Here is a 22,480-nt window from a genome sequence, read left to right on the forward strand (position 1 = left end):
CCTCGAAATGTCAGACTGACCGAGGTGATGCTATCGCTGGCAAGCCAGCTCCCACAGGTATTGCGGTGCAGTTTCGAACCGGGTTCAGACGCCCAGGTAATCCAGAATCCCTTCCGCCGCATTGCGGCCTTCGAAGATCGCGGTCACCACCAGGTCGGAACCACGCACCATGTCGCCACCGGCGAAGATTTTCGGGTTGCTGGTCTGGTGCTTGTACTGACCTTGCTCAGGCGCAACAACGCGGCCCTGGCTGTCGGTCTGGATCTCGAATTGCTCGAACCACGGCGCCGGGCTCGGACGGAAACCGAAAGCGATGACCACAGCGTCGGCCGGGATGATCTCTTCGGAACCCGGAATCGGCTCAGGGCTGCGACGGCCACGGGCGTCCGGCTCGCCGAGACGGGTCTCGACCACTTTCACGCCTTCAACCTTGTCTTCGCCCACAATGGCGATCGGCTGGCGGTTGTAGAGGAATTTCACGCCTTCTTCCTTGGCGTTCTTCACCTCTTTGCGCGAGCCCGGCATGTTCGCTTCGTCACGACGATAGGCACAGGTCACCGACTTGGCGCCTTGGCGAATCGAAGTACGGTTGCAGTCCATCGCCGTGTCACCACCGCCGAGCACCACGACCTTCTTGCCCTTCATGTCGACGAAATCTTCCGGCGACTTTTCAAAGCCCAGGTTGCGGTTGACGTTGGCGATCAGGAAGTCCAGCGCGTCGTAGACGCCCGGCAGATCCTCACCGGCAAAGCCGCCCTTCATGTAGGTGTAGGTGCCCATGCCCATGAACACGGCATCGTATTCGGCGAGCAGTTGCTCCATGGTCACGTCCTTGCCGACCTCGGTATTGAGGCGGAACTCGATGCCCATACCGGTGAAGACTTCGCGGCGATTGCTCAGCACGGTCTTCTCAAGCTTGAACTCGGGAATGCCGAAGGTCAGCAGACCGCCGATTTCCGGGTTCTTGTCGAACACCACCGGGGTCACGCCGCCACGCACCAGCACGTCGGCACAACCGAGGCCCGCCGGGCCTGCGCCGATGATCGCGACACGTTTGCCGGTCGGCTTGACCTTGGACATGTCCGGGCGCCAGCCCATGGCGAATGCGGTATCGGTGATGTACTTCTCGACCGAACCGATGGTCACCGCGCCGAAACCGTCGTTGAGGGTGCAGGCACCCTCGCACAGACGGTCCTGCGGGCACACCCGGCCGCAGACTTCCGGCAGGGTGTTGGTCTGGTGCGACAGCTCGGCGGCCTGGAGGATGTTGCCCTCGGCCACCAGTTTCAGCCAGTTGGGAATGAAGTTGTGCACCGGGCACTTCCATTCGCAGTACGGGTTGCCGCAACCCAGGCAGCGGTGGGCCTGGTCGGCCGACTGCTGGGGTTTGAACGGTTCGTAGATCTCGACGAATTCTTTCTTGCGCTGACGCAACAGTTTCTTCTTCGGATCCTTGCGCCCGACATCGATGAACTGGAAGTCGTTATTCAGACGTTCAGCCATTGTTAAAACCTCATCAAACTCTTCAGGCGCATCACTGCGGGTTGGCACGGGTGCTGGAAAGCAACGACTTCAGGTTGGCAGCCTTCGGCTTGACCAGCCAGAAACGGCGCAAGTAATCATCGAGGTTCTCGGCGAGTTCACGACCCCACTCGCTGTCGGTTTCCGCGACGTACTCGTTCAGCACGTTTTGCAGGTGGCTGCGATAGGCTTCCATCGCTTCGCCGCTGATCCTCTGGATTTCCACCAGTTCGTGGTTGACCCGGTCAACGAAGGTGTTGTCCTGATCGAGCACGTAGGCGAAACCGCCGGTCATGCCAGAGCCGAAGTTGTAACCGGTCTTGCCCAGGACGCAGACAAAACCACCGGTCATGTACTCGCAGCAGTGATCGCCAGTGCCTTCCACGACCGTGTGGGCACCGGAGTTGCGCACGGCGAAACGCTCGCCTGCGGTGCCGGCGGCGAACAGCTTGCCGCCGGTTGCGCCGTACAGGCAGGTGTTGCCGATGATGGCGCTGTTCTGAGTCTGATAAACGCTGCCCTTCGGCGGCACGATGACCAGTTTGCCGCCGGTCATGCCCTTGCCGACGTAGTCGTTGGCGTCGCCTTCCAGGTACAGGTTCAGACCGCCGGCGTTCCACACGCCGAAGCTCTGACCCGCAGTGCCCTTGAAGCGGAAGGTGATCGGCGCCTTGGCCATGCCCTGGTTGCCGTGCTTGCGGGCGATTTCGCCGGAGATCCGCGCGCCGATCGAACGGTCGCAGTTGCAGATATCCAGATCGAACTCGGCGCCGCTGAGGTCATTGATCGCCGATGTCGCCATCTCGACCATTTTCTCGGCCAGCAGGCCCTGGTCGAACGGCGGGTTGCGCTCGACGCCGCAGAACTGTGGCTTGTCCGCCGGGATGTGATCGCTGCCCAGCAGCGGGGTCAGATCCAGGTGATGCTGTTTGGCGGTCTGGCCTTCGAGGACTTCCAGCAGATCGGTGCGGCCGATCAGCTCTTCGAGGGAGCGCACGCCGAGCTTGGCCAGCCACTCACGGGTTTCTTCGGCGACGTAGGTGAAGAAGTTCACCACCATGTCGACGGTGCCGATGTAGTGATCCTTGCGCAGCTTGTCGTTCTGGGTCGCGACGCCGGTGGCGCAGTTGTTCAGGTGGCAGATACGCAGGTATTTGCAGCCCAGCGCGATCATCGGCGCGGTGCCGAAGCCGAAACTTTCGGCGCCGAGGATCGCTGCCTTGATCACGTCGAGGCCGGTTTTCAGGCCGCCGTCGGTCTGCACCCGGACCTTGCCGCGCAGGTCGTTGCCGCGCAGGGTCTGGTGGGTTTCGGCCAGGCCGAGTTCCCATGGCGCGCCCGCGTACTTGATCGAAGTCAGCGGCGACGCGCCGGTGCCACCGTCGTAACCGGAGATGGTGATCAGGTCCGCGTAGGCCTTGGCCACACCGGCCGCGATGGTGCCGACGCCCGCTTCCGCCACCAGCTTCACCGAAACCAGTGCGCTCGGGTTGACCTGTTTCAGGTCGAAAATCAGCTGCGACAAATCTTCGATGGAATAGATGTCGTGGTGCGGCGGTGGCGAAATCAGGGTCACGCCCGGCACCGCGTAACGCAGCTTGGCGATCAGCCCGTTCACTTTACCGCCCGGCAGTTGACCACCCTCGCCCGGCTTGGCGCCCTGGGCGACCTTGATCTGCAGCACTTCGGCGTTGACCAGGTACTCCGGGGTCACACCGAAACGGCCGGTGGCGACTTGCTTGATTTTCGAGCTCTTGATGGTGCCGTAACGCGCCGGGTCTTCACCGCCTTCGCCGGAGTTGGAGCGCGCGCCGAGGCGGTTCATGGCTTCGGCCAGGGCTTCGTGAGCTTCCGGCGACAGCGCGCCGAGGGAAATACCGGCGGAGTCGAAGCGCTTGAGCACCGATTCCAGCGGTTCCACTTCACTGATGTCCAGCGGTGTGGCGAGGGTCTTGACCTTGAACAGGTCGCGGATCATCGACACCGGACGGTTGTCCACCAGCGTGGTGTATTCCTTGAACTTGGCGTAGTCGCCCTGCTGCACGGCGGCTTGCAGGGTGTTGACCACGTCCGGGTTGTACGCGTGGTATTCGCCACCGTGGACGAACTTCAGCAGGCCGCCCTGCTGGATCGGCTTGCGCGGACTCCAGGCTTCGGTCGCCAGGGCTTTCTGTTCGGCTTCGATGTCGACGAAACGCGCACCCTTGATACGGCTCGGAACGCCACGGAAGCTCAGGTCGCAAACCTCTTCGGACAGGCCGATGGCTTCGAACAACTGGGCGCCACGGTACGAGGCGATGGTCGAGATGCCCATCTTCGACAGGATCTTCAGCAGGCCTTTGGTGATGCCTTTACGGTAGTTCTTGAACACCTCGTAGAGGTCGCCCAGCACTTCACCGGTACGGATCAGGTCACCCAGCACTTCGTAGGCCAGGAACGGATAGACCGCCGAGGCGCCGAAACCGATCAGCACCGCAAAGTGATGCGGATCGCGGGCGGTCGCGGTTTCAACGAGGATGTTGGAGTCGCAACGCAGGCCTTTTTCGGTCAGACGGTGATGCACCGCACCGGTCGCCAGCGAAGCGTGGATCGGCAGCTTGCCCGGGGCGATATGGCGGTCGCTCAGGACGATCTGGGTACGACCGGCGCGCACGGCTTCTTCAGCCTGATCGGCGACATTGCGGATCGCGGCTTCCAGACCGACGCTTTCGTCGTAGTTGAGGTCGATGATCTGCCGCTCGAAACCCGGGCGGTCGAGGTTCATCAGCGAGCGCCACTTGGCCGGAGAAATCACCGGCGAGCTGAGGATCACGCGCGAGGCATGTTCCGGCGACTCCTGGAAGATGTTGCGCTCGGCACCGAGACAGATTTCCAGCGACATCACGATCGCTTCGCGCAGCGGGTCGATCGGCGGGTTGGTCACCTGGGCGAACTGCTGGCGGAAATAGTCGTACGGCGTGCGCACGCGCTGGGACAGCACGGCCATCGGCGTGTCGTCGCCCATCGAGCCAACGGCTTCATAGCCTTGTTCGCCGAGCGGACGCAGCACCTGATCACGCTCTTCGAACGTGACCTGGTACATCTTCATGTATTGCTTGAGCTGATCGACGTCGTAGAACGCCGAACCGTGGTCGTTGTCTTCCATGGTCGCCTGGATACGCAGGGCGTTCTTACGCAGCCATTGCTTGTACGGATGACGGGATTTCAGGCGGTTGTCGATCGCATCGGTATCGAGGATCTGACCGGTTTCGGTGTCCACGGCGAGGATCTGGCCAGGACCCACGCGGCCTTTGGCGATCACGTCCTGCGGCTGGTAGTTCCAGACGCCGATTTCCGAAGCGACAGTGATGAAACCGTTGGTGGTGGTGACCCAGCGCGCCGGGCGCAGACCGTTACGGTCGAGCAGGCACACCGCGTAGCGACCATCGGTCATCACCACGCCGGCCGGGCCGTCCCACGGTTCCATGTGCATCGAGTTGTACTCGTAGAACGCACGCAGATCCGGGTCCATGGTTTCGACGTTCTGCCACGCCGGCGGGATGATCATCCGCACGCCACGGAACAGGTCGATGCCGCCGGTGACCATCAGTTCGAGCATGTTGTCCATGCTCGAAGAGTCAGAACCGACACGGTTGACCAGCGGGCCGAGTTCTTCCAGATCCATCAGATCGTTGGTGAACTTGGTGCGACGGGCCTGGGCCCAGTTGCGGTTGCCGGTGATGGTGTTGATCTCGCCGTTGTGGGCGAGGAAGCGGAATGGCTGGGCCAGCGGCCATTTCGGCAGGGTGTTGGTGGAGAAGCGCTGGTGGAACACGCAGATCGCGGTTTGCAGGCGCTCGTCGCTCAGGTCCGGATAGAACGCGGCCAGGTCGGCCGGCATCATCAGGCCTTTATAGATGATGGTCTTGTGGGAAAAGCTGCAGATGTAGTGGTCGCTGTCGACGGCATTCGCCACCGACGAGCGACGACGGGCGCTGAACAGCTTGACCGCCATGTCCTGATCGCTCAGGCCTTCGCCGCCGATGTACACCTGCTCGATCTGCGGCAGGCGCTCGAGGGCCAGGCGGCCAAGGACGCTGGTGTCGATAGGCACTTTGCGCCAGCCGATCAGTTGCAGGCCTTCGGCGAGGATCTCGCGGTTCATGTTCTCGCGAGCGGCTTCGGCCTTGGCCGGATCCTGATTGAAGAAGACCATGCCCACGGCATATTGCTTGGGCAGCGCGACGTTGAAGGTTTCCTGGGCAATGGCACGCAGGAACGCGTCGGGCTTTTGAATCAGCAGACCGCAACCGTCACCGGTCTTGCCGTCGGCATTAATCCCACCGCGGTGGGTCATGCAGGTCAGGGCCTCGATGGCCGTGGTCAAAAGGGTATGACTGGGCTCGCCCTGCATATGGGCTATCAGGCCGAAACCGCAGTTATCCTTGAATTCATCTGGTTGGTACAGACCTGCTTTCATAGACACTTTCTCACCAGGCTGCCTCTTTTCGAGGCAAATTTCTTTTCAATTCAACCACTTGCGCTCCACGCCGAACGTACGCCGGCTTAGCGGGGGCAAAAGGGTGGTCATTGTACACAGCGACACAGACGCCCACAAATTTGACGACGAAATGTCGCAAATTCATGTCGCATTTGTGAAAGGTTTAAAGCGATCTGCTGTGCTAGTCAAAACTTTTTTAATTTTGACCGCAACGACTCAAAGACTACTGTGACGCAGACACCACAAGGCACGCAGTCTGTGGAGACGGCGCGCACTCGTGGAGATTTTGAGGTGCCGGGAGAGGCGGCCTGGGTAAGGCCGCCGAATCTTCAGCGAGTTGTAGCCAGTTCCTGTTGGACGCTGGCGACAGTGCGAGGCCAAGGTTTACCAGCCTGAACCTTCGCTGGCAAGGCCTTGATGGCAGAAACAGCCGCATCACGGTTGGCAAAACTGCCATAGGTGATCACGTAGAGAGGCTTGCCGTTGAGGACTTTCTTGAAATAACGGTACTCGCCGCCCTGCTCCTTGACGAAGTTCTGCGCGGTCGCTTCGGAGCTGGTGCCGAGGATCTGCACCACGTAGTTACCCGGTGCCTGGCCGGCGTACCAGCTGCCACCGGCAGCCTTGGCAACGGTCACAGGCTTCTCGGCAGGCTTCTCCGCCGGTTTGGCGGCGGCGACAGGCTTGGCCGGCGCTGGAGCCGGTTTGGCCACTGGCGCCGCTGGAGCAGGCTTGGCGGTCGCCACCTGGGTCGGTGCCGGGGTCGGCTTGGCGGCTGGAACCGGAACCGGGACCGGCGTAGGTGCCGGGCCTGCCGGAACACCTGCCGGCGGCGCAGTGGTGGTCACGGTCGGCGGCGTATTGCTGGAGCCTTCGAGCGGCACACCATCGTCACCTTCGGTGATTCCACCCGCCGCCTCGGCCAACGGGCCGCGCATCACCGGTTGCGAGTTGCCGACCAGCGGCAACGGCATCGGCTGGGTGTTGCCATTGAACTCGACGGACGGCGCGCCGCCGGCCTGAGGCGTGCCCTGACCCAATGGCAGTTGCGCCTGTTCGTTGGCCGGCGCGCCGGTGGTCGGCGCCTTGTTGCGGCCCGGCATCAGCCAGGCGGCAGCGACCGCGACCACAACGACGGCGGAAATCGCCAATACGTGTTTCTTCGGCATGTTGAACCCCATACTTGGACGCTTGACCGCAGAGCGGCTGGCAATCATGGCTTCGATCATCGCATCGCGAGCGACCTGGTTGATGTTGCCAGGCCAGCCCTCGGAGCTTTCGTGAATATCAGAGATCTGATCCGCGGTGAAAAGTTCGATACCACGGCCGGCGCCTTCGAGCCGCTGGTCGAGGTATTCGCGGGTTTCTTCCTCGGTGTATGGCTGCAATTCGATGACGTGGAAGCGCTCTTCCTCAAGGTGCAAGGCCTCAAGCTGAGCGATCAGCGACGACTCGCCGAACAGGAACACATGCGGGCGACCTTCCGGTGCGCCGGCCCCCAACGCCATCAAGGCTTCAAGGGCGGACTCGTCGAGTTGTTCGGCATCGTCCACCAGCAGATAGACTTCCTGACCGGTCAGCGCCAGTTGCACCACTTGATCGAGGATGGCGTTAACTTCGGCCTGTGCCACGTTCAGTGCCTGGGCCACCTGTCGCAACACGCCGGCCGCATCGCCCGCACCACGGGCGGAGACAACGACGCTCTGCACCGATTGTTTGTTGGTACTGGCCACCAGCGCCTGGCGCAGCAACGTCTTGCCACTGCCCTGCGGGCCGGTGACCACCAGCAGCAACTGGCTGTAGCGGGCCAGGTGATGCAACTGCCCCAGCACCGGTTTGCGCTGGGCCGGGAAGAACTTGAAGCCCGGCACCCGTGGAGCGAAAGGGTCGTGACTTAACTGGTAATGGCCGAGAAACGCCTCGTCGGCATGCAAACTAGTCATCGGAATCTTATTAACCTTTAAGCTGAGCCAGGGCGCGGTAATCCGCTCCCAGCGTGGCCTGTAGAACCTCTTTCGGATAATCGTCGGTCACCACTGCTTCGCCCATCCGGCGCAGCAGCACCAGGCGCAGGCGACCGTCGATCACTTTTTTATCAATTGCCATATGTTCGAGAAAATCGGCTTCGGTCATCTCTTCCGGCGGAATCACCGGCAGACCGGCCCGCTGGAACAGGCGGATGCCGCGATCACGCTCTGCGTCGCTGATCCAGCCCAGACGCGCGGACATCTCCAGCGCCATCACCGTGCCAGCCGCGACCGCCTCACCATGCAACCAGACACCATAGCCCATGTGGGTTTCGATGGCGTGGCCAAAGGTGTGGCCGAGGTTGAGGGTAGCGCGCACGCCGGACTCGCGCTCATCGGCACCGACCACCGCAGCCTTGGCCGCGCAGGAGCGCTCGATGGCGTAGGTCAGCGCTTGCTGATCCAGATTGCGCAGCTTGTCGACGTTGTCTTCGAGCCAGGTCAGGAACGGCTCGTCGCAGATCAGCCCGTATTTGATGACTTCCGCCAGACCGGCGGACAGCTCACGCGCCGGCAGCGTATTGAGGGATGCCGTATCGATCAGCACCACGTTCGGCTGATAGAACGCGCCGACCATGTTCTTGCCCAGCGGATGGTTGATCCCGGTCTTGCCGCCCACCGACGAATCGACCTGAGACAGCAGTGTGGTGGGGATCTGGATGAAGTCGACGCCACGCTGATAGCAGGCGGCCGCAAAACCGGCCATGTCGCCGATCACACCGCCGCCCAGGGCGATCACCGTGGTGCGGCGGTCATGACGGGCGGTCAGCAGGCCGTCGAAGATCAGTTGCAGGGTTTCCCAGTTCTTGAAGGCTTCGCCGTCCGGCAGGACGACGGAAATCACCGAAAACTGCGCCAGGCTGCGGGTCAGACGCTCGAGATAGAGCGGCGCAACGGTCTCGTTGGAGATGATTGCCACTTGCCGCCCATGGATGTGCGGAGCCAGCAATTCGGGACGGTCCAACAGGCCTTCGCCAATATGGATCGGGTAGCTACGCTCGCCTAGATCGACCTTGAGTGTCTGCATGAGTCCCCACGATGAAGATGAAGCAGGCGTCCTGCCTGGAATTATCGAATGTTCACGGCATGTGCCGGTATGACGCCGCTCGCCTGCCATCCGCCACAACCCTCGACAGGACGCCGAGGATAGCGCATTTGCGACGGCACTTTAACGGGGCGGAAGCTGCTGCAGGCGTTCCAGGATATCGAGCACCACCATGCGTGGCGGCCGCTCGTCGGTTTCCACGACGAGGTCGGCGATTTCCCGATACAGCGGATCGCGCAGCGCCAGCAGATCGCGCAGGGTTTTCGCCGGATCAGCGGTGCGCAGCAGCGGGCGATTGCGATCACGGGAGGTGCGACCGACCTGCTGCTCGACGGAGGCGTGCAGGTACACCACCCGCCCGCCCGCATGCAGGGCCTTGCGGTTGGCATCGCGCATCACCGCGCCGCCGCCGGTCGCCAGCACCACGCCGTCGAATGCGCACAGTTCGGCGATCATCGCCTCTTCGCGGTCGCGGAAGCCGGGTTCGCCTTCCTTGTCGAAGATCCACGGGATATTGGCGCCCGTGCGCAGTTCAATTTCCTTGTCGGAATCTTTGAACGGCAGGCGCAGCTCTTTGGCCAGCAACCGGCCGATGGTGCTTTTTCCAGCGCCCATCGGTCCTACAAGAATCAAATTTCGCACAGAATCAACGACTCACAGCAATCGCCTGGTTATTCATGATACGCGGAGTGAGGAAGACCAACAGCTCGGATTTTTTCTCCGAAACCACATCACGCCGGAAAAGGCGGCCAAGATACGGCACATCGCCAAGAAATGGCACCTTATCTACGACTTTGCTTTGAGTATTTGAGAAAACCCCACCAATCACGATGGTCTCGCCGTCATTTACCAGCACCTTGGCGTTGACCTCGTTTTTCTTGATCGGCGGTACATCCTGCACTTTGTTCAGGTAGTCCGGTTCGTCCTTGGTGACCTTGACCTCCATGATGATGCGGTTGTCGGGGGTGATCTGCGGCGTCACTTCCAGCGACAGCGAAGCCTCCTTGAAGGACACCGACGTGGCGCCGCTGGAGCTGGCTTCCTGATAGGGAATCTCGGTGCCCTTGAGGATTTTCGCGGTTTCCTTGTCGGAGGTGACGACCTTGGGCTGCGAGACGATTTCGCCGTTGCCGGTCTTCTCCATCGCGGTCAGCTCAAGATCGAGCAATACGTTGTCGGTGATGAAAGCGATGCCGATCCCGGAGGTGTTGTTGACCGTGCCCATGTCGACGAACGGCGAGTTGGTGCTGGTACTGCCCGGCGTCCCGATGGTGGTCGATGAGCCGTTGCTGACCCCGGAGGTATTCCAGTTGCCCTTGTTCTGGATCGAACCGCCCCAGCGCACGCCCAGGCTCTTGTCGTAATCGACGTTGGCCTCGACGATCCGCGCTTCGATCATCACTTGGCGCACCGGAATATCCAGTTGCGCCACGATCCGCCGCAACTCGTCGAGGCGATCCTGGGTCTGGTAGGCAATGATGTTGTTGGTGCGTTCATCGACGGTGATCGAGCCGCGTTCGTCGACCTTCGCCTCGGCGCTGGTCACCGACTGGAACAGCTTGGCGATGTCCGTGGCCTTGGCGTAGTTGACCTGCAACAGCTCCCGACGCAACGGCGCGAGTTCAGCAATCTGTTTCTGCGACTCCAGCTCCTGGCGCTCCCGGGCGGCGATTTCATCCGCCGGAGCCACCAGCAGCACGTTGCCGATCTTGCGTTTATCCAGGCCTTTGGTTTTCAGCACCAGATCCAGTGCCTGATCCCACGGCACGTTTTGCAGACGCAACGTGATACCGCCCTGAACCGTATCGCTGGCCACCAGATTGAGATTGGTGAAGTCGGCGATCAGTTGCAGCACCGAGCGCACGTCGATGTCCTGGAAGTTAAGCGAGAGCTTTTCGCCGCTGTAGCTGTTGCGGTCAACGTTGCGCTTGCGCAAATCGTCGACGGTCATCGGCCGAATGCTGACGGTCAGCTTGTTGTCGGTCTGGAACGTCGAGTAGTCAAAGGCACCGCTGGGCTCGACGGCGATCGTCGCCCGATCACCGCTGACGCTGGAACTGACGAATTGCACCGGAGTGGCGAAGTCTTTGACGTCCAGCCGCACCCGCAGTTTTTCGGGCAGTTGGGTGCGGGCGAAGTTGAGGATGATCTTGCCGTCATGCTCCTGAATGTCCGGGGCGATGGCGGGATCCGACAGATCGATGACGACATTGCCCTCACCGTCCGTACCGCGCTGGAAGTCCACGCCGCGAATCGCCCTGGCCGTCGGCGCGAAGGTTCTGGCCGGCGCCGGCGCGGGGGTTGCCCGCTGAGCAGCGGTCACCGGCCGTGGCACGGTGGCCTTGGTGCCCTGCCCGACCACCACGAACAGCGTGTTGCCCTCGACCCGGGCGTCGTAAGGCGTCAACTGGGTCAGGTTGATGATCAGCCGCGTGCGATCCTTGGCCTCGACCACCGTGGCGCTGCGGGCATTACCGCTGCCCAGATCGCGCGTCTTGACTGCCAACTGACTGGCAACGCCGGGCAGATCGAGGGCGATCCGTGCGGGCGATTCGGTGGTGTAGCCCTTGGGCTGCGGCGGCGTGCCATCGAACGACAGCTTGAGTTCGACGCGGTCACCCGGCAGCGCCGCGACATCCAGCGCCTTGAGACTGGCCGCCTGTACCATCGGCGAAAGCAGCGCTATCCATAGCGAAAAACCGAGGGTGGAGAAAATCCTGTTCATTGTTCGACTTCCACTATGAGTGCTCTTTCAAAGGAATGGTGCGCGGTCGTTCCAGCCAGGCGCCTTCGCCATCGGGAACGATTTCGACCACATCGACCTGGCTGGCGCTGATCGCGACGATGCGGCCGTCGTTGCGCCCCAGGTAGTCGCCGACCTTCAACCGATGCACCCCGCCCGCTCCGCGCAGCAGCGCAAAGGAACCGGAGGCATTGGCGATCGTGCCGACCATCTCGAATTGCTCGATGTTAAAACCTTCGAGGTATTGCTTGACCCGGTTGGGATCCGGCTTGACGTTGCGCGAGCCCCGCTGCTGGCCCGCCAGGTCGACCCGCACCTGGCGTGAAAACGGACTGCGCAGGTTGGCAGCGCTGTAGGTGAACGTCGGGTACGAGCGGAATGTCGGGGTGGGTTCGATCTTGCCCGGCGGGCGCAGGCGAACCTCGTTCATGTAGGCGTCGAGGTCCTGGAAGTCGTCATCGCCACAGCCGCTCAGCGCAAGCATCAATATCGACAGGATGAGAAAACGGATCGGGCTCATTTTTGCAGCCCCTTGTCGTTGTAGCGATAGGTCTTGGCGAGGATGCTCATGCGCAACTTCGGCCCGCCCTCGGGATTGGCCGGTGCCAGTTCGAAATCGTGCAGGGTGACGATCCTCGGCAACCCGGCGACGCCGCTGACGAACGTGGCAAGGTCGTGATAGGCGCCGGTGACGGTGATCTGGATCGGCAGCTCGATATAGAACTGCTGGGTCACCTCCGGCAACAGCTTGATCTCCTCGAACTCCAGACCGCTGCCCAGCCCGGTGCGGGTGATGTCCTCCAGCAGGCCCGGCACTTCGGTGTCGCTGGGCAACTGGCGCAGCAGCACACCGAACGAGTTTTCCATTTCCTTCATCTGCTGGATGTACAGCTCCAGATTGGCCGCCATATGCGCCTTGCTGGCGAACTGCTCCTTGAGTGTGCGCTCCTCATCGCGCTTGAGTTCGAGCTGGCTTTCCATGTCGCTGATGAAAAAGTTATAGCCCAGCGCCAGCACCAGGATCATCAACAGCGCCCCGGCCAGGCCTTTCACCGCCGACGGCCAGGAACCTATGTTGCTGGTGTCCAGATCGTTGAAGTCGACACTGCGCAGACTGCTGAGCCATTCGGACGGTTTCATTGGTCGTCCTCCAGGGTCTTGGGCCGGGTCTGGCGCACGGTCAGTTGAAACACGTTGGCCTGATCCAGTTGCCCGGCCGTGGTCGCCTTCACTTCATTCAGGCTCGGCGCGTCGAACCAGTCGGACGCATCGAGATTGCGCATCAGGTCGGACACCCGATTGTTCGATTCCGCCGCACCGTTGATCGACAGGGTGTTGCCGACCATTTTCACCTCGGTGAAATACACCCCGTCAGGCAGGGTGCGCGCCAGCTGATCGAAGATCCGCCCGCTGATCTGTCGGTTGCCCTGCAAGTCCTGGATGATGCGCATGCGCTCCACCAATTGCTGGCGATGGGCCTTGAGGTCGCTGATCTGCTTGATCCGTTCATCGACCACGGTGATCTGCTTGCCGATGTAATCATTGCGCGCCACCTGGCGGGCGATGGCGTTGCCGATGATCTGGTCGGCGATGAACACCGCACCGACCGAGCCGACCACCACGCCGATCAATGACAGCAGAAAGCGTTTGCGCCGCTCTTCGCGACGCTCTTCACGCCAGGGTAAAAGGTTGATCCGCGCCATCAGTCGAAGCTCCTGAGCGCGAGCCCGCAGGCAATCATCAGGGCCGGCGCATCGCTCGCCAAGGCCCCGGCGTTGACCTTGCTGCTCAAGGCCATGTCGGAAAAGGGGTTGGCGACCTGGGTCGGGGTGCTCAGGCGTTGCTCGATCAGGCGATCCAGCCCCGGCACCGACGCCGTGCCGCCGGCCAGCAGGATGTGATCGACCGCGTTGTACTGGCCCGAGGCAAAGAAAAACTGCAAGGAGCGCGACACCTGTTGCACCAGCGCCTCGCGAAACGGCTGCAGGACTTCGCCGACATAGTCGTCCGGCAGACCGCCCTGTTTCTTCGCCAGCCCCGCCTGCTCGACGGTCAGGCCATAACGCCGCTGGATTTCCTCGGTCAGCTGGCGACCGCCGAACAGTTGTTCGCGGGTATAGATGATCCGCCCGTTGTGCAGAACGCTGAGGGTGGTCATGGTCGCGCCGATGTCGACCACCGCCACGGTCAGGCGCTCCTGGGAGGCTGCCAGTTGCGTGGCGAGCAGGCCGAACGAGCGCTCCAGCGCATAGGCCTCGACATCGACCACCCGCGCAGTCAGCCCGGCAAGGGCCAGCGCCGCTTCGCGAACCTCGACGTTTTCCTTGCGGCAGGCAGCGAGCAGCACATTGACTCGCTCGGGATTGCGCGGTGAAGCGCCCTGGACTTCGAAGTCGATGGCGACCTCGTCCAGCGGATAGGGAATGTATTGATCGGCCTCGATCTTGAGCTGGTTTTCCAGCTCGTCGTCGGACAGCCCGGCGTCCATCTCGATAACCTTGGTGATCACCGCCGAGCCGGCCACCGCCACCGCAACGGTCTTGAGCCCGGTGCGCGCCTTGAGCAGCACCCGTGACAGCGCCTGGCCCACGCCTTCGAGTTCGGCGATGTTTTTCTCGACCACGGCGTTCGCCGGCAACGGCTCCACCGCGTAGGCCTCGACCCGGTAGCGGTCGCCCTGACGGCTCAACTCCAGCAGCTTCACCGAAGTGGAGCTGATGTCGATCCCCAGTAACGTATTGGCTTTTTTATTGAAGAGTCCTAGCACTACCAATTCCCTATGACTTTCCGTGAGTTACGGACTCTGTAATGAGCATTGCGTTCCCTCGCCCCGTCTTGACAGAAGCGCAAATGACGCCCCCGGCGGAAAAGTGCTTATAATGCCCAGCGTTTTTTTCCGCTTTTTACTGCCCGCGCAGGCCGTTCTGTGTGTTCCCGGAACCCTGTCGCCAAATTCATTCTTTGCCCTGGATGTCCAAAAGCCTTGATTCGTCTGCTGAAATTTTTCGGTTGGTCCATCGTCGCCGTTTTCTGCGGACTGCTTTTAGGTCTCAGCGGCGCGTTTCTTTACCTTAGTCCGGGTTTGCCATCTGTGGAGGCGCTGAGAAGCATTCAGTTGCAGATTCCGCTCCGGGTCTACAGCAGCGACAACAAGTTGATCGCAGAATTTGGCGAAATGCGCCGCACACCGATCCGTTTCGCCGACATTCCCCCCAATTTCATCAATGCTTTACTAAGTGCTGAAGACGACAACTTCGCCAACCACTATGGCGTCGATCCAAGCAGCCTGATGCGTGCCGCGACCCAACTGGTGAAAAGCGGGCACATCCAGTCCGGCGGCAGCACGATCACCATGCAGGTGGCGAAGAACTTCTTCCTGACCAGCGAACGCAGCTTCTCGCGCAAGACCACGGAAATCCTTCTGGCGCTGCAGATCGAGCGGCAGCTGACCAAGGACGAAATCCTTGAGCTGTACGTGAACAAGATCTACCTGGGCAACCGCGCCTACGGCATCGAGGCGGCGGCGCAGGTGTACTACGGCAAGTCGATCCGCGAGATCAGCCTGGCGCAGATGGCGATGATCGCCGGCCTGCCGAAAGCCCCGTCGCGCTTCAACCCGCTGGCCAACCCGGCGCGCAGCAAGGAGCGTCGTGACTGGATCCTCGGCCGCATGTACAAGCTCGGCAAGATCAGCGAAGCGGACTACACCGCCGCAGTCAACGAACCCCTCAACGCCAGCTATCACGTACCGACGCCGGAAGTGAACGCGCCGTATATCGCCGAAATGGCCCGCGCGGAAATGGTCGGTCGCTATGGCAGCGATGCCTACACCGAAGGTTTCCGCGTCACCACCACGGTGCCGAGCAACCTGCAGGAAATGGCCAACACCGCGCTGCACGAAGGCCTGATGACCTACGACCAGCGCCACGGCTACCGCGGCCCCGAGTCGCGCCTGCCGGGCAAGACCCGCGAAGCCTGGGCCACCGAACTGACCAAGCAACGCACCATCAGCAGCCTCGAACCGGCGATCGTCACCCAGGTCGACAAGAACGGCGTGCAAGTGCTGACCCGCACCGGCGAAGAGCATGTGGCGTGGGACACCATGAAATGGGCACGGCCGTTCCTCAACACCAACAGCATGGGCGCCGCACCGCGCCAGCCGTCGGATGTGGCGCAGGTCGGCGACCTGATCCGCGTGCAACGTCAGAAGGACAATTCGCTCAAGTTCAGCCAGATTCCTCAGGCGCAGGGTGCGCTGGTGTCACTGGACCCGCAGAACGGCGCGATCCGCTCGCTGGTCGGCGGCTTCGCCTTCGAACAGAGCAACTACAACCGTGCGATGCAGGCCAAGCGTCAGCCGGGTTCGAGCTTCAAGCCATTCGTCTACAGTGCCGCGCTGGATAACGGCTACACCGCCGCCAGCCTGGTCAACGATGCGCCGATCGTGTTCGTCGACGAGTACCTGGACAAGGTCTGGCGTCCGAAGAACGACACCAACACCTTCCTCGGCCCGATCCGTCTGCGCGAGGCGCTGTACAAGTCGCGCAACCTGGTTTCGATCCGTCTGTTGCAGGCGATGGGCGTAGGCAAGACCATCGACTACATCACCCGCTTCGGTTTCAACAAGCAGGACCTGCCGCCTAACCTTTCGCTGGCGCTGGGCACCGCGACGCTGACCCCGATGGAGATCGCTACCGGCTGGAGCACCTTCGCCAACGGCGGCTACAAGATCACGCCGTACATCATCGACAAGATCGAAAGCCGCAACGGCGACACCCTGTTCGTTGCCAACCCGCCAAGCGTGCCTCAGGGCGGCGCGGCCACCGATGGCATCGCAGCGCCGGCCACACCGGCATTCACAGTCAATGCGACGCCGGGCGAGGCGCCGGGCAGTGCGGCGGTGCCGCAGGCACCTGCGGTGGCCGAGCGGATTGTCGATGGCCGTACGACCTATATCCTCAACAGCATGCTCGAGGACGTGATCAAGCTCGGCACCGGTCGTCGCGCGCTGGCCATGGGTCGCGGTGATATTGCCGGCAAGACCGGTACGACCAACGAATCCAAGGATGCGTGGTTCTCCGGCTACAACGCCGATTACGTGACCACCGTGTGGACCGGTTTCGACCAGCCGGAAAGCCTTGGTCGCCGCGAGTTCGGTGGCACCGTGGCGCTGCCGATCTGGATGAACTACATGTCCGCCGCGCTCAAGGACAAGCCACCGCACACCCAGGCCGAGCCGGAAGGCATCCTGAGCCTGCGCGTGGACCCGGTGAGCGGCCGTGCGGCAACGCCGAGCACGCCTGGCGCGTATTTCGAGCTGTTCAAGGCTGAGGACACCCCACCGTCGGTGAACGAGATTGGCAATGGCGCCGTGCCGGGCAGTCCGCTGCCGGCGGATGAGCAGGCGCCGATCGACCTGTTCTGATCCCGAGCACAGAAAAGCCCCGCCTTCCAAAGAAGCGCGGGGCTTTTTGTTGTTCCGGAAAACGCATTGCACTTCAAGCCAGCCCGGCGAGAGGGCGCCGACCGAGTGGTCTTGCGTGATGCATCGACCTGAGTGATCGAGTCGATTGCAAGTTCAACCCGGCACTTTCAGGTCAGTGCAGATTGACCATGCACTGCAGCCAGTCCCCTCTCCCTCCGGGAGAGGGTCAGGGCCGGTCTTGAAACTGGAATGCATTATCGCGACCGACACAAAACAAAAAGCCCCGACTCAAAGAGCCGGGGCTTTCGGTTGAAGCGTTACAACGACTCAGCCGTTGAACACGTCATCCACGCTTTTCAGCGGGTAGTTCTTCGGATACGGCAGGGTCGCCACACCGGTCTCGATTGCCGCTTTGGCCACAGCATCGGAGATCACGGTGATCAGGCGCTTGTCCATTGGCTTCGGAATGATGTACTCACGGCCGAATTCCAGGGAGATACCACCGTAGGCGTCGCAGACTTCCTGCGGCACTGGCAGCTTGGCCAGTTCGCGCAGGGCGTTGGCGGCGGCGATCTTCATTTCTTCGTTGATGCGCTTGGCGCGAACGTCCAGGGCACCGCGGAAGATGAACGGGAAGCCCAGCACGTTGTTGACCTGGTTCGGGTAGTCCGAACGGCCGGTGGCCATGATCACGTCGTTGCGGGTGGCGTGGGCCAGTTCCGGGGCGATTTCCGGATCCGGGTTGGAGCACGCGAACACGATCGGGTTGGCCGCCATGCGCTTGAGCTGCTCGGCAGTCAGCAGGTTTGGACCGGACAGACCCACGAACACGTCGGCGCCTTCGATGGCGTCGTCCAGCGTGCGCTTGTCGGTAGCGTGAGCGAACACCGCCTTGTACTGGTTCAGATCGTCACGGCCAGCGTGGATCACGCCGGTACGGTCGATCATGTAGATGTTCTCGACCTTGGCCCCCATGCTCACCAGCAGCTTCATGCAGGAGATGGCGGCAGCGCCGGCGCCCAGGCAGACGATCTTCGCCTCACCCAGGGTTTTGCCAGCGATTTCCAGGGCGTTGATCATGCCGGCGGCGGTCACGATCGCGGTGCCGTGCTGGTCATCGTGGAACACCGGAATGTCGCACTGCTCGATCAGAGCGCGTTCGATCTCGAAGCACTCAGGTGCCTTGATGTCTTCCAGGTTGATGCCACCGAAGGTGATGGAGATGCGCTTGACGGTGTCGATGAAGGCTTGCGGGCTTTCGGAGTCGACTTCGATGTCGAACACGTCGATACCGGCAAAGCGCTTGAACAGCACGCCTTTACCTTCCATCACAGGCTTGGAAGCCAGTGGGCCGAGGTTGCCCAGGCCGAGAATCGCGGTGCCATCGGAAATGACTGCAACCAGGTTGCCTTTGCCGGTGTACTTGTAAGCCAGTTCCGGATCGCGGGCGATCTCGCGCACGGGTTCGGCTACGCCGGGGCTGTAGGCCAGCGACAGGTCGCGAGCGGTAGCAGTGGCCTTGGTGAGCTCGACACTCAGCTTTCCTGGACGAGGATTGGCATGATATTCGAGAGCGGCAGTTTTCAGATCAGACATGTGGGCATTCCGCTTTTACTGTTGGACAGACTGGTCAGCGAGGATACGCGCCTCGCAAAGTCCCCACAAGACTGCCCGGTCACCCCTGTCAAGCGCCCTGCCCTACGACTTTGGGCCAAGAGCCACGGCGCACAAGGGCTTAACTGTTCACAATCATCAGAAAAAATGTCTACAATTTTATTCAGCGGGACAACTCAAGCATGGACGAATCGGTTAATGGCAGCAGCCAGCGCGCCTGACCTGTTTTGAGTCCGCCACGTCGTGAGCGGTCAACGATCCAGCCACGCGCCTCGATCTGCCTGCCCTGCATGGCCAGCAAACGTGCGTTGTCGAATTGTTCGACCAGATTGGGCGCAACACGCAGCACCAGATCGCCCTGCAATTCGATGAAAATTCCGCCACGATTGCGCTGAATCTTGCTCACACGCCCGCCGACCACGGCGAAACCCGAGCGCTGAATCTGCTCCGATTTCAGTACAGGAGACTGACGCCAGATACCTCGACCCGCACGCCGCGCCTCACGCTCGGCCGCTTGCTGACACGCGACGAGATCGACATTCGGCGCCACCGCGACCTGAAAACCGAGGCCATCGGCGAGCATTTGCGCTTCAAGATTGACGCCACTGGCGCTGTAGAGGTGGGCAAGGGTGCGGCCATAATGATCTTTTGCCTCTTTGCCAGGCAGCAATCCGACCCGCCCGCCGCTGTCGGCCACCAGCGCCTCAAGACGTTTGCGCGCCGCGACGGCGAACGGCTCATCGCTGCGGCCCTGCTTGCCCAGTTCGGGCGTGTTGAGCCCGATCATCCGCACGCTGCGACCGTCGCTCAGGCGCAAGGTGTCGCCATCCACCACCCGTTGCACGGCGACGCTGCTCAGTCCCGAAGGCGTCGGACACAAGGCCTGGGCGCCGGACAGCCAAATCGCGGACACAAAAAAGGCGCCCGCAAGGGACGCCTTTTTCATCAGACCGGAAAAGCCGTTGAGGTTTTCCAGAATGAGAGGCCTTAGGCCTTTTTCGCGCCGAAAGCACCGAAACGGTCGGCGAACTTCTGAACGCGACCACCGGTGTCCAGAGTCTTCTGCTTACCGGTGTAGAACGGGTGGCATTCGTTGCAAACGTCGATCGCCAGGGCTTTGCCGAAGGTCGAACGCGTTTCGAATTTGTTGCCGCAGCTGCAGGTAACTTCAACTGCTGGGTAATTCGGGTGGATATCAGCTTTCATGATGTATTCCTCAGGCTAGCGTGCCGCCACCCAACACTATTGTTGAATACCGCACGTAATTAGGCCGCGGATTCTACCAGACAATGTCAATCGCGCAAGCTGTCCCTCAAACCGGTCGTCTGCTAGGCTCCCGGCCCAATACGCCATGCATCACCCTTCCCCGCCGATCGAGATCCCCCTGCGTGCCCGACGCCATTCTGCGCCTCGCCCTGCCTTCGCCTTTGCGCCGCCTGTTCGATTATCGAGCCCCGGCCGGGATCAAACGCGCCCAGTTGCAACCGGGCATGCGTTTGCGAGTGCCGTTCGGTCGGCGGGAAATGATCGGGATTCTGGTCGAGGTCAGCGACACCAGCGAAGTGCCGGCGGAAAAACTCAAACCGGCGCTGGCCCTGCTCGACGCCACCGCGCCGCTGCCGCCAGCGCTGTTCAGGCTGTGCCTGTGGACGGCCCAGTATTATCAGCACAGCCTCGGCGACACCCTGAACTGGGCGCTGCCGGTGCTGCTGCGCCAGGGTGAACTGGCCGAGGCTCGCCAGGAACGCTTCTGGTCGGTCGCCCCCGGCGCCAGCCTCGACGATCCGCGCATCGCCCGCGCGCCGCGCCAGCGTGAAGCCTTGGCGACCCTGGCCCAGCACCCCCATGGCGTCGCCCATCAGCTGTTGAGCAAACTGATGCTGAGCAAGGACAGCCTCGATTTGTTGCTGGCCAAGAATCTGGTCCAGGTCGAGGTGCGCCGGCACGCCCCCGGTGCGCGCCACGAACACTGGCTGGCCCAGCCGGAACTGCCGCTCAACCCCGAGCAACGCGCCGCTTATGAAGCGATCCGCGCCGGGTTCGACAGCTACCACGCGTTCCTGCTTGCCGGGGTCACCGGCAGCGGCAAGACCGAAGTCTATTTGCAGTTGATCCGCGAAACCCTTGAAGCCGGCAAGCAGGCACTGGTGCTGATCCCGGAGATCAACCTCGGCCCACAGACCCTGGCGCGCTTCGAGCAGCGTTTCAACGCGCGCATCGCCCTGCTGCATTCGGCGGTCAATGATCGCGAGCGTCTCGACGCCTGGCTCGCCGCCCGGGACGGCGAGGCCGACATTATTATCGGCACCCGCTCGGCGCTATTCACCCCGATGAAAAATCCGGGGCTGATCATCATCGATGAAGAACACGACGGTTCTTATAAACAGCAGGAAGGCCTGCGTTATCACGCCCGGGACCTGGCGCTGGTGCGTGCGCGGCAGGAAAACATCCCGATCGTCCTCGGCTCCGCGACGCCATCGCTGGAAAGCCTGCACAACGCCTACACCGGCCGGTATGGCCTGCTGCACATGAACGAGCGTGCCGGCGGCGCCAAGCCACCCCGATTCCTGCGGCTGGATGTAAAAAGCCGGCCACTGGACAGCGGCATTTCGGGGCCGATGCAACAAGCCATCGGCCAGACCCTCGCCGCCGGCCAACAAGTGCTGGTATTCCTCAACCGCCGGGGGTTTGCCCCGACCCTGCAGTGCCACGACTGCGGCTGGATGTCCGAGTGTCAGCGCTGCGACGCACGGATGACGGTACACCAGCGTTACGGCGAACTGCGCTGCCATCACTGCGGTTACGTCGAGCGCGTGCCGCGCCAGTGCCCGAAGTGCAACAAGGTCGATCTGCGCCCGGTGGGCGCCGGCACCGAACGCGCCGAGGAGCGGCTGGCGATTCTGTTCCCGGACTACCCGGTGCTGCGGGTCGACCGCGACAGCACCTCGCGCAAGGACGCGATGAACCAGTTGTTCGCGACGATCCAGAAAGGCCAGCCGTGCATTCTGGTCGGCACGCAGATGCTGGCCAAGGGTCACCACTTTCCACGGGTGACCCTGGTGTCGATCCTCGATGCCGACGGCGGGCTGTTTTCCGGCGACTTCCGCGCCAGCGAACGCATGGCGCAACTGATCGTCCAGGTCGCCGGGCGCGCCGGACGGGCGGAAGAACCGGGCAAAGTGATTATCCAGACGCACCTGGCCGACCATCCTTTATTGGTGCAACTGACCGAGCAGGGTTACTTCGCCTTCGCCGAACAAGCCCTGAGCGAGCGCCGCGCCGCCGGCCTGCCACCGTTCGCTCATCTGGCGCTGTTGCGCGCCGAAGCGCACAAGCCGGGACAGGCCGAAGGCTTTCTGGATGAGGCCTGCAGCGAGGCCGAGCGCTTGCTGGCCGAGCAGAGCCTGAGCGGCATCGAGCTGCTGGGGCCGGTGCCGGCACCGATGGAGCGACGGGCCGGGCGTTTCCGCGCCCAGCTTCTGTTGCAGGCCACGGCCCGGGCGCCGCTGCATCGGTTGCTCGCCCGTTGGTTGCTGGCGCTGGAGCAGATGCCGAGCGGGCGGGCGGTGCGCTGGTCGCTGGACGTGGACCCGGTCGATTTGTATTGATCTGAAGATTGCCGGCT

15 protein-coding genes are annotated in these 22,480 nt (G+C 62.1%); 2 read left to right on the forward strand and 13 right to left on the reverse strand.

All coding sequences use genetic code 11. The annotated features are described in order from the left end of the window. Positions 1 to 84: 84 nt before the first annotated feature. From N8H74_RS08090 to N8H74_RS08135, 10 genes are all read right to left on the reverse strand, one after another. Positions 85 to 1,503, reverse strand: coding sequence for an FAD-dependent oxidoreductase (locus tag N8H74_RS08090; protein ID WP_007909438.1), 1,419 nt, complete (start codon positions 1,501 to 1,503; stop codon positions 85 to 87). A 31-nt stretch (positions 1,504 to 1,534) separates the two neighbouring features. Then, the gene (gltB, locus tag N8H74_RS08095) at positions 1,535 to 5,980 is read right to left on the reverse strand and encodes a glutamate synthase large subunit (protein WP_262146867.1); all 4,446 of its coding nucleotides are present in this window, start codon (positions 5,978 to 5,980) and stop codon (positions 1,535 to 1,537) included. Positions 5,981 to 6,330: 350 nt separating this feature from the next. Next, positions 6,331 to 7,944 carry an AAA family ATPase gene (locus N8H74_RS08100; protein WP_217831967.1) on the reverse strand — a complete coding sequence of 538 codons (1,614 nt, stop codon included), beginning with the start codon at positions 7,942 to 7,944 and terminating at the stop codon, positions 6,331 to 6,333. A gap of 10 nt (positions 7,945 to 7,954) precedes the next feature. Further along, complete coding sequence (aroB, locus tag N8H74_RS08105) at positions 7,955 to 9,055, reverse strand: 3-dehydroquinate synthase (RefSeq protein WP_217831965.1); 1,101 nt, start codon at positions 9,053 to 9,055, stop codon at positions 7,955 to 7,957. A gap of 141 nt (positions 9,056 to 9,196) precedes the next feature. Then, positions 9,197 to 9,715: a shikimate kinase AroK gene (gene aroK / locus N8H74_RS08110; protein ID WP_217831963.1), complete on the reverse strand. Its 519-nt coding sequence runs from the start codon at positions 9,713 to 9,715 to the stop codon at positions 9,197 to 9,199. 4 nt (positions 9,716 to 9,719) lie between these two features. Further along, positions 9,720 to 11,798, reverse strand: a complete 2,079-nt coding sequence (gene pilQ, locus N8H74_RS08115) for a type IV pilus secretin PilQ (protein WP_217831962.1) — start codon at positions 11,796 to 11,798, stop codon at positions 9,720 to 9,722. 13 nt (positions 11,799 to 11,811) lie between these two features. Beyond that, positions 11,812 to 12,336, reverse strand: a complete 525-nt coding sequence (locus tag N8H74_RS08120; RefSeq protein ID WP_217831961.1) for a pilus assembly protein PilP — start codon at positions 12,334 to 12,336, stop codon at positions 11,812 to 11,814. Then, positions 12,333 to 12,956: a type 4a pilus biogenesis protein PilO gene (pilO, locus tag N8H74_RS08125; protein ID WP_217831959.1), complete on the reverse strand. Its 624-nt coding sequence runs from the start codon at positions 12,954 to 12,956 to the stop codon at positions 12,333 to 12,335. The genes N8H74_RS08120 and pilO overlap by 4 nt, the downstream gene beginning before the upstream one ends. Next, entirely contained in the window at positions 12,953 to 13,519 is a 567-nt protein-coding gene (locus tag N8H74_RS08130; protein ID WP_262146868.1) for a PilN domain-containing protein, read from the reverse strand. Before N8H74_RS08130 ends, pilO begins: the two co-directional genes overlap by 4 nt. Beyond that, positions 13,519 to 14,583 carry a pilus assembly protein PilM gene (locus N8H74_RS08135; protein ID WP_217831955.1) on the reverse strand — a complete coding sequence of 355 codons (1,065 nt, stop codon included), beginning with the start codon at positions 14,581 to 14,583 and terminating at the stop codon, positions 13,519 to 13,521. The genes N8H74_RS08130 and N8H74_RS08135 overlap by 1 nt, the downstream gene beginning before the upstream one ends. A gap of 216 nt (positions 14,584 to 14,799) precedes the next feature. On the opposite strand from N8H74_RS08135, the gene N8H74_RS08140 reads away from it, so the two are divergent. Further along, positions 14,800 to 17,241: a penicillin-binding protein 1A gene (locus N8H74_RS08140; RefSeq protein WP_217831953.1), complete on the forward strand. Its 2,442-nt coding sequence runs from the start codon at positions 14,800 to 14,802 to the stop codon at positions 17,239 to 17,241. A gap of 327 nt (positions 17,242 to 17,568) precedes the next feature. Here N8H74_RS08140 and N8H74_RS08145 read toward each other — a convergent pair whose 3' ends face one another. The 3 genes from N8H74_RS08145 to rpmE form a co-directional block, all read right to left on the reverse strand. Further along, complete coding sequence (locus N8H74_RS08145; RefSeq protein WP_217831951.1) at positions 17,569 to 18,837, reverse strand: malic enzyme-like NAD(P)-binding protein; 1,269 nt, start codon at positions 18,835 to 18,837, stop codon at positions 17,569 to 17,571. Positions 18,838 to 19,018: 181 nt separating this feature from the next. Beyond that, positions 19,019 to 19,801 carry a thermonuclease family protein gene (locus N8H74_RS08150; RefSeq protein WP_262146869.1) on the reverse strand — a complete coding sequence of 261 codons (783 nt, stop codon included), beginning with the start codon at positions 19,799 to 19,801 and terminating at the stop codon, positions 19,019 to 19,021. A gap of 41 nt (positions 19,802 to 19,842) precedes the next feature. Next, entirely contained in the window at positions 19,843 to 20,061 is a 219-nt protein-coding gene (gene rpmE, locus N8H74_RS08155; RefSeq protein ID WP_217831947.1) for a 50S ribosomal protein L31, read from the reverse strand. Positions 20,062 to 20,243: 182 nt separating this feature from the next. Here rpmE and N8H74_RS08160 point away from each other — a divergent pair, with 182 nt between their 5' ends. Beyond that, positions 20,244 to 22,463 carry a primosomal protein N' gene (locus tag N8H74_RS08160; RefSeq protein ID WP_262146870.1) on the forward strand — a complete coding sequence of 740 codons (2,220 nt, stop codon included), beginning with the start codon at positions 20,244 to 20,246 and terminating at the stop codon, positions 22,461 to 22,463. Positions 22,464 to 22,480: the final 17 nt, after the last annotated feature.

Origin of the sequence: Pseudomonas sp. B2M1-30, assembly GCF_025447575.1 — a bacterium.
Lineage (GTDB): Bacteria > Pseudomonadota > Gammaproteobacteria > Pseudomonadales > Pseudomonadaceae > Aquipseudomonas > Aquipseudomonas botevensis.